A 7,234-nucleotide genomic window follows, 5' to 3' on the forward strand; every position below is an offset into this window, starting at 1 on the left:
TGATAGTATTCGCTGACGATCGGACGTTCCGATTCGTCGCATTTATTCAGGAAGGTGAGGCGAAATGCGAGTTCGGTGTCCTTGAAAATCTGGCAGTTCTCCGCCCAGTTGATCACCGTGCGCGGCGACATCAGCGTCGACAGATCGCCCGCGGCGAAACCTCGGCGCGTGAGCGCCGCCATCGCGACCATCTGCTCGACGCCCGCCCGCCCGGCCGGATCGTCCATCTCCGGCACACGCGCCAGCACGATGTCGGCCTCCTGCTCGGGCGGCAGATAGCTCAGCTTCGCGACGACGTTCCAGCGGTCCATCTGCGCGTGGTTGAGCATCTGCGTGCCGTGGTAAAGCCCGTTCAGGTTGCCGAGGCCGACGGTATTGGACGTGGCGAAAAGCCGAAAGTACGGATGCGGGCGAATCACCCGGTTCTGATCGAGCAGCGTGAAACTGCCGTCGCGCTCGAGGATGCGCTGAATCACGAACATGACGTCGGGCCGGCCCGCGTCGTATTCGTCGAAGATCAACGCAACGGGCCGCTGCAGCGCCCACGGCACGATTCCCTCCTGGAACTCGGTGATCTGCCGATCCTCGCGCACGACGATGGCGTCCTTACCCACCAGGTCCAACCGGCTGATATGACCATCCAGATTCACACGCACGCACGGCCAGTTCAGCCGCGCAGCGACTTGTTCGATATGGGTCGATTTACCGGTGCCGTGCAGGCCCTGCACCATCACGCGCCGATTGCGCATGAAGCCAGCCAGGATCGCAAGCGTGACGTCCGGATTGAACCGGTAGGCCGGATCGATATCGGGCACGTGATCGTCGCGCTCGGCGAACATGGGCGCCATCAAACCCGTGTCGATGCCGAAGCACTCGCGCACCGATACTCTTCCATCGGGCCTGTCGTGCATGAAATCCATCGTCACTGCTTTCTCCTTTGCCTCGCCGCCGAGCCGTTCGCACCTCGAACCACATCGTATCGCCCGCCCCCGGGCCGCCCATAGCGCCAGTGACGCCGTTTCAGTGGGTACAGCGCCGTGCGGCGCGCAGCGCCCGTCGCTTTTGATTCCGAATCGATACTTTCCGTTTCAGTTTGGTCCGCGCAGCGGGGGTAGTTCTTGCGCCGTCCTTCGCCATCCGCGACAGTGAGGCGACCCCTGCGCGGCACGCATTTGCGCCGCCTCGCAGGGGCTGTCAGGAGACCCTTTCATGGAACCGGAAGTCGACTATGTCATCGTCGGCGCGGGATCGGCGGGATGTGTATTGGCCAACCGCCTGAGCGCCGATCCGCGCAACAGCGTCCTGTTGCTCGAAGCCGGGGGCGCCGACACCAATCCGTGGATCCACGTGCCGGTGGGCTATTTCAAGACCATGCACGACCCCGAGCTCGACTGGTGCTACCGCACCGAGCCCGACGCCAATGTCGCCGGCCGCAGCATCGATTGGCCGCGCGGCAAAGTGCTCGGCGGGTCCAGCTCGCTCAACGGCCTGCTCTATGTGCGCGGACAGCGCGAGGATTACGATCGCTGGGCCGAACTCGGCAACCGCGGCTGGAGCTACGCCGAGGTGCTGCCCTACTTCAAGAAATCCGAAGATCAGGAACGCGGTGCGAACGCCTATCACGGCGTGGGCGGGCCGTTGAAAGTGTCCGATCTCCGATTGCGTCGGCCCATCGCCGATCACTTCATCGCTGCCGCGCAGGAAATCGGCATTCCCTTCAATCCCGATTACAACGGTGCGACGCAAGAAGGCGTCGGTTACTTCCAGCAGACGGCCCACAAAGGGTTTCGATGGAGCACCGCGAAAGGCTTTCTGAAACCGGCGCGCGGGCGCCGCAATTTGCGCGTTCTCACGCATGCCCAGGCCTGCTGCGTGCGCTTTGCCGGCAAGCGCGCGATCGGCGTCGAATACGTGCAAGGCGGCGAGCGCAAGTTCGTTTGCGCGCGCGCCGAAGTGATTCTCGCCTCCGGCGCGATCGGCTCGCCGCAGCTTCTGCAGCACTCGGGCGTCGGCCCGGCGAGCGTGTTGCAACGCGCCGGCGTGCCGGTGCTGTTCGATCTGCCCGGCGTCGGCCGGAACCTGCAAGATCATCTGCAAGTTCGGCTCGTGTACCGCACGCGCGAGCGCACGCTCAACGACGAAGTCAATCACCCGCTGCGCAAAGCGTGGATCGGCATGCAGTACGCGCTGTGGCGCACCGGCCCGCTGACGCTTGCCGCGAGCCAGGTCGCCATCTTCACGCGCTCGCGCCCCGACGTCGATCGGCCCGACATCCAATTTCACATGCAGCCGCTCAGCGCGGATAAGCCCGGACAAGGCGCGCATCGGTTCTCCGCCTTTACGGCGTCGGTGTGCCAACTGCGGCCGTTCAGCCGCGGCCATATCGAGATCGTCTCGCCCGATCCGCTGCGCTATCCGCTGATCCATGCCAACTATTTGTCCGACGAACGCGATCACCCGGTCGTCGTCGGCGGGATCAAAGTCGCGCGCCGCATCGCTGCCGCACCATCGCTCGCGCCGCAAATCGTCTCCGAATTTACCCCGGGCGCGCACTACCGCAGCGATGCCGAATTGCTCGATGCCGCGCGAGAATTCAGTCAGTCCATCTACCATCCCGCGTGCACCTGCAAGATGGGCAACGACGCGCTCGCCGTCGTGGACGAGCGCCTGCGCGTGCGCGGAGTCGCCCGCTTGCGCGTCGTCGATGCGTCGATCATGCCGGAGCTCGTGTCGGGCAATACCAACGCGCCGGTCATCATGATCGCCGAGAAGGCAGCCGACATGATCCTCGAAGACCGCGCGACGCAAGCGGTCTCGCAGCACGAACCGGCCGCCGCCGGCATGTGACGGGTCCGCGCCCACTCAGCGCCACCACCGCAGCGGCCGGCGCAGCGAATGGCGTTCGAGCCGCACGGACGGCGCGGCGTCGAGAAACGCGAATGTGCGGCGCGCTGCCGGCCCCTCCCCGCGCTCGCGTTCCTCGTCGGCTTCCACGGTGCGCGCCGTGTCGATGAACAAGGCGGCGACCAGACCCAATGCGAGCAAACCGGCCGAGACCATGAACGGCGCGTTGTAGCTGCCGGTGTGTTCGATCAGATACCCGAACGCAACGGGAGAAATCATTCCCGCAATGCCGAACCCGGTGTTCATCATCCCGCCCGCAGTCCCGGCATACTTGCCGGCGATGTCGAGCGGCAGCGTCCACAGCACCGGATTCGTGATTTCCAGAAAGAAGAACGAGCCGGTGAGTAGCCACACCGCCGTCAACGGATCGGCGACCGAAATCATCGGCAAGAGAAATGCGAGCGAACCGCCCATGCCCACGACGAGCACGGAGCAACGCGCAAGGCGCAGCCGCCCCGTGCTTTTGTAGATGCGATCCGACACTACGCCGCCCAAGGTGTCGCCCACCACCCCGGCGAGCAGCGGCAACGCCGTGAAGAGCGCGAGATGCTTCAGATCGAAGCCGCGCGATTCCTTCAGGTACGACGGCAGCCACGTCAAATAGACCCACAACAGCCAGCCATAACAAAAGTCGACGAACGTGACGAGCCACATACGCCGGATCAGCTTGCGCCACGGCGTAGGCGCACGCTTGGCTCGCTCGCAATCGCCGCTTCGGTAGCCGATCTCCGCCGTTTCCTCCTGCGTGATGCGACGATTCTGCTCGGGCGTGTTCGTGAATACGAACAAATAGAGCACGGTCCAAGCGAGGCTCGCGACGCCCAGCAAGATGAACGCATCGCGCCAGCCTCCCGCGACGACGACGGCGAGCACGAGCGGCGGCGTCACGGCCCCGCCCAGCCGCGCGAAGCTGTGCGTGATGCCTTGAGCGAAGCCGCGCTCGCGCACGGGCATCCAGTAAGTGAAGGCGCGCGTCGCAGAGGGGAATGCCCCTCCTTCGCCGATCCCGAGCAGGAAGCGAAGCACGACGAGCGTCGCGACACTGCCGGCGAATCCCGTCGCCAGCGTGGCCGCGCCCCAAATCAGCGAGAGCACGGTGAGGACGACTTTCGGGCCAAATTTGTCCGACAAGCATCCGCCGATGATCTGCATTGCCGCGTACGGATAAGCGAATGCCGAGAAAACGAGGCCGAGTTGCACGGTGGTCAGGCCCATTTCGTGGCGGATCAGCGGCCCTGCGACCGCGATGTTCACGCGGTCGATGTACGAGATGAAGTACATGAGGCACATGACCGCCAAAATGATGTGGCGCGTCTTCACGCGCTGCGCACGTTGTTTCATGTCGATGTCTCCTACCGTGTCTTTCTTGGGAAATTCGGTGTCTTTGTCGGGCCGGGCGCGAGCGCTGCCGGCTCCGCTATCGGGCCGCCGCTATCGGGCCGCCCCTGCGCGTTCGCAACCCGCGCCGGGTGCCCCGTCAGTCGGGCGGCGGCACGACGAGCTTCAGGCGCTGCACCTTGCCGGACGGGCCGCGCGGCAGTTCGCTGACGAAATGGAATTCCTTCGGCGTCTTGTACCGTCCCAGTTCCCGCAGGCAGTGCGCGCGCAACTCCTCGGCGTCGGGCGCGCCGTTCCAATGCGCCTCGCGCGCGACCACGAACGCGACGATCTCCTGCCCGTAAGCCGGATCGGGCACGCCCACCGCGGCCGCGTCGAACACGCCCGGGTGGCGCAGTAGCGCTTCGTCGATTTCGCGCGGCGCGATGTTCTCGCCGCCTTTGATGATCAGTTCCTTCGCGCGGCCGTTGATGTAGAAATAGCCGTCGTCGTCGCGGTACCCGAGATCGCCCGTACGCAGCCAGCCGTCCGCCGTGAAGGCCTTGGCGGTTTCGTCCGGCCGCTTGTAGTAGCCCTGCATGATTTGCTCGCCGCGCAGCACGATTTCACCGGCCTCGTATGGCGCGCATTCGCGGCCCTCTCGATCGATCACCTTCGCCTGCGCTCCCGAGGGCAGTCCGATGCTGCCGATGCGCCGCAGTGCCGGCTCATACGGGTTGCTGAAGACCGGCGCGGCCGTTTCGGTCATCCCCATCGTTTCGATGATGCCGATGCCAAAGCGCGCCTCGAACGCGCGATGATGGTCGGCGGGAAGCGCCGCCGACGCCGTGCGGCAGAACCTGAGCGCCGAGAGGTCGCACCCTTCCGGTTGTTCCCCGCTCAGCAAATACGCGACGATCGTCGGCACGAGGTTGATCCAGGTGCAGCGCGAGCGCGAAACGTCGTGCCAGAACGTGCGCGCCGAAAAACGCGGTGTCATCACGACCGAGCCACCGTGGTAAAGCGGCGCGAGCAGCGTCACGACGAGGCCATTGATGTGATAAAGCGGCAACGATGCGAGCACGCGGTCGCCCATGCCGAGCCGGTGCTCGGCGCTGATGTTGCGGGCATTGGCCAGGAGATTGCCGTGGCTCAGCAACACGCCTTTGGGCGCGCCGGTCGTGCCGGACGTGTACATCAACAACGCGATGTCGTTCGGCTCGACGCAAGCTTGCACGGGATCTTCGTCCACGGGTTCTTCCTCGGCGCCCGCCGCCGCGGTTTCGGCCAGCGCGAGACGGCACGCCGCCAGCGCCGGCAATTCGAGCGCATCGGGCGCCGTACGGACGAGCGCAATGTTTCGCGTAGGCGCTTGCTCGGAAAGCGCCGAGCATGCGCCCGCGATCGCCACGGCCGTCTCGTCGCAAACGAAAATCATCCGGGTATCCGAGTGCTCGACGATATAGCGCAACTGCGAAGCCTGACACAGCAGGTTCAGAGGATGAACGACGAGCCCGCTGTACATCGCCCCGAGCAGCAGCGTAGCCGTCTGCGTGCCGTTGCCCATGAATACGGATACGACGTCGCCCCGCCGCAGTCCCGCCGCCCGAAAGCGCGCCTCGAGCGCGCGGCACTGCGCACGCAGCGCGGAGAAGGTGATCGCCGTACCCTCATCGGTACGCGCGTCATCGTTTGCGGAGGCGGTCAACAGAAACGGCTCGTCTGGAGATTGCATCGCGCGCATATCGATCAAGGCGCGCAGCGTCGTAGGCGTTTTCATCGGCCGACGCTCCTGAAGTATTCGCCGAGCAGCGTGTCGACTTCGGGCACGCGCTCCTCGATCGGATAAGCCACCCGCGTCACGTTCAGGTAATAGCGGTAATCGAGGTTGCCCGAAAAATTGTTGCGCCCCCAGGTGCCGCATCCCATCGACAGCGAAAAGGGCAGCCCGTTGTTGAAGTTGCCGCCCGTTGCGAGGCAATGCGCTTGATTGACGATCACGCGCGCAACGGGCAAGCGCTCGCCCAATTGGACTGCGTAATCGAGGTGCGCGGTATGCAAGCCCACGGAGTGGCCCGCGCCCATATAGGCGTAGAGCTCGCGCACGATGTTTGCCGCCGCCTCGAAATCGCTCGCACGATAGAGCGCAAGCACAGGCGCGAGCTTTTCGCCCGAAAACGGGTGCTCGACCCCGAAGCCGCTTTCCTCGACCATCAAAAACGCCGGCTCGCGCGCCGCGATCTCGTCCAGCCCGGCCGTTTGCGCGATACGCGCCGCCGGCTTTGCAGTGCAGTGTTCCGAGAGCTTTCCGTCGCGCCACATCACCGCTTGCAGCCGGGCTTTTTGTGCCGCATCGAGCAATACGCCCCCGCATCGTTGCAGCGCACCGAGCATCGCGTCATAGATCGCATCCTCGATCACGACGCTGTTTTCGGAAGAGCAGCTCGTCGCGTTGTCGAACGTCTTGGACAGCGCGATCTTGCGCGCCGCGTCGTCGAGAACGGCCGAGCGTTCCACGATCGACGCGACATTGCCCGCCCCAACGCCGAAAGCCGGCGTCCCGCTCGCGTAGGCCATGCGTACGTTCGCTTGCGAGCCCGTGGCGACGACGAGGTCCGCTCGGGCCATCAACTCGGCGCTGGCCGCTTTGCTGACGGGGGCCGGTAGCAGTTGCACGAGCGCCCGGTCGAGCCCGGCTTTGTCAAACTGCTGATGAATGAACTCGACGAGCAGCGCGCACGACGTATACCCCTTGGGCGATGGCGATACGATCACCGCGTTGCCGCATTTGAGCGCGTTGACGATCTTGTTCGCGGGCGTGGCCGCAGGGTTGGTGGATGGCGTCACCGCAGCCACGACACCGACCGCCCGTGCGATCTCGACGATACCGCGCTCGGCGTCGCGTGCGATCACGCCGCAAGTGGGCTTGCCGTGCAAATCGCGCAGCAGCCCCAGCGTCTTGCGGAAGTTCTTTTGGACCTTATCCTCGACGTTGCCGAGGCCGGTGTCGCGC

The 7,234-nt window shown here is 65.0% G+C and carries 5 protein-coding genes; 1 reads left to right on the top strand and 4 read right to left on the bottom strand.

What is annotated here, in order from left to right:
* Positions 1–920: AAA family ATPase (locus tag VGL01_RS02905; RefSeq protein ID WP_331566899.1), on the bottom strand; the 920-nt coding region annotated here is incomplete at its 3' end.
* Between the two features lie 289 nt (positions 921–1,209).
* Here VGL01_RS02905 and VGL01_RS02910 point away from each other — a divergent pair.
* Positions 1,210–2,847 (top strand): choline dehydrogenase, encoded by a 1,638-nt coding sequence (locus tag VGL01_RS02910; protein ID WP_331566891.1) that lies wholly within the window; start codon positions 1,210–1,212, stop codon positions 2,845–2,847.
* A gap of 15 nt (positions 2,848–2,862) precedes the next feature.
* On the opposite strand, the gene VGL01_RS02915 is transcribed toward VGL01_RS02910, so the two are convergent.
* The 3 genes from VGL01_RS02915 to sauS form a co-directional block, all read right to left on the bottom strand.
* On the bottom strand, positions 2,863–4,245 hold the full coding sequence (locus VGL01_RS02915; RefSeq protein ID WP_331566893.1) for an MFS transporter: 1,383 nt from the start codon (positions 4,243–4,245) through the stop codon (positions 2,863–2,865).
* 136 nt (positions 4,246–4,381) lie between these two features.
* Positions 4,382–6,001 (bottom strand): AMP-binding protein, encoded by a 1,620-nt coding sequence (locus VGL01_RS02920; protein ID WP_331566895.1) that lies wholly within the window; start codon positions 5,999–6,001, stop codon positions 4,382–4,384.
* A partial coding sequence (gene sauS / locus VGL01_RS02925; RefSeq protein ID WP_331566897.1) for an acylating sulfoacetaldehyde dehydrogenase occupies positions 5,998–7,234 on the bottom strand: 1,237 nt, incomplete at its 5' end. The genes sauS and VGL01_RS02920, both read right to left, overlap by 4 nt.

Source organism: Trinickia sp., assembly GCF_036503415.1.
Lineage (GTDB): Bacteria > Pseudomonadota > Gammaproteobacteria > Burkholderiales > Burkholderiaceae > Trinickia.

Bases quoted from the DNA above. Each gene is read 5' to 3' on its own strand.
- VGL01_RS02910 (WP_331566891.1), top strand. From the start codon at position 1,210: ATGGAACCGGAAGTCGACTATGTCATCGTCGGCGCGGGATCGGCGGGA.
- VGL01_RS02915 (WP_331566893.1), bottom strand. From the start codon at position 4,245: ATGAAACAACGTGCGCAGCGCGTGAAGACGCGCCACATCATTTTGGCG.
- VGL01_RS02920 (WP_331566895.1), bottom strand. From the start codon at position 6,001: ATGAAAACGCCTACGACGCTGCGCGCCTTGATCGATATGCGCGCGATG.